1 protein-coding gene is annotated in these 374 nt (G+C 41.2%); it reads left to right on the plus strand.

The window, feature by feature from the left end; translation table 11 throughout:
• Positions 1 to 30: 30 nt before the first annotated feature.
• A partial coding sequence (locus tag J3998_RS13600) for a redoxin domain-containing protein (RefSeq protein WP_208151114.1) occupies positions 31 to 374 on the plus strand: 344 nt, incomplete at its 3' end.

Below are 374 nucleotides of genomic sequence, written 5' to 3' on the forward strand. Positions count from 1 at the left end.
TATAAACAAAACTAATTTAAGGACTCTATCATGGAACAGACTTTCGGATTACCTCGTTTAAATGAAGCCGCTCCGGCATTTAATGCAATGACCACTCACGGCCGTAAAACACTAGAAGATTATAAAGGTAAGTGGTTGGTGCTTTTCTCTCACCCTGCTGACTTTACCCCTGTTTGTACTACCGAGTTTATCGGCTTCCAAAACCGTAAAGCCGATTTCGATGCCATGAACTGTGAATTATTGGGACTTTCAATTGATTCGCACCATTCGCACAATGCATGGGTACTTAACATTAAAGAGAAATTCGGGGTTGATATCGAATTCCCGATTATTGAAGACCTTAGTATGGAAGTGGCGAAAGCTTACGGTATGGT

Origin of the sequence: Thiomicrorhabdus marina, assembly GCF_017571465.1 — a bacterium.
Classification (GTDB): domain Bacteria; phylum Pseudomonadota; class Gammaproteobacteria; order Thiomicrospirales; family Thiomicrospiraceae; genus Thiomicrorhabdus; species Thiomicrorhabdus marina.